Here is a 764-nt window from a genome sequence, read left to right on the forward strand (position 1 = left end):
GGCAGCCCAAGAAATAGAAAGCGTCAATCCCGGTCAAGCCGCATTTTTAAAAGCGGAATTTTCAAACCAAAAGATTGACTATATCCCGCACGAAGCATTCAAAAAGGCAACGAGCCAGGCGAAAGCGGTCATTCGCACAGGGGAAGCAACGCCTTATGCAAATTGCATCTTGCACGCGGGAGTGATCTTTTAGATGTTTACATTCTACATCTGGAAAGAAGGGATAGCCCATGCATATTAAAATGAAGGACATTTTTAAAGCCTTTGGCCAAAACCAGGTGCTGTCCGGCGTTTCCTTCGAGCTTCAAGAAGGTGAAGTCCACGCTTTAATGGGAGAAAACGGCGCCGGAAAGTCGACACTCATGAATCTGTTGACTGGACTTCACAAGCTGGACAGCGGAACGATCGAGATCGACGGAAAAGAAACGTATTTTTCAGATCCAAAGGAAGCCGAACAGAACGGAATCGCCTTTATCCATCAGGAGCTGAACATTTGGCCTGAAATGACCGTTTTGGAAAATCTGTTTATCGGCAGAGAGCTTTCTTCCAAACTTGGATTTTTAAACAACAAGAAAATGAAAGCGCTAGCAAAAGAGCAGCTTGAAAGGCTCGGTGTCTCAATTTCTCTTGAAAAAGAAGCCGGAGACTGTTCCGTCGGCCAGCAGCAAATGATCGAAATCGCAAAAGCCCTTATGACAGACGCGAAAGTGATCATCATGGATGAACCGACGGCAGCGTTGACAGAAAGAGAAATTGAAAAACTG

General features: G+C 45.4%; 2 protein-coding genes. Both read left to right on the forward strand.

The features are described from left to right. A partial coding sequence (locus ACWHAR_RS26275) for an RbsD/FucU domain-containing protein (RefSeq protein WP_452088323.1) occupies positions 1–193 on the forward strand: 193 nt, incomplete at its 5' end. Between the two features lie 37 nt (positions 194–230). Next, a partial coding sequence (locus ACWHAR_RS26280; RefSeq protein ID WP_452088324.1) for an ATP-binding cassette domain-containing protein occupies positions 231–764 on the forward strand: 534 nt, incomplete at its 3' end.

It is taken from the genome of Bacillus sp. LR--39 (genome assembly GCF_053613335.1).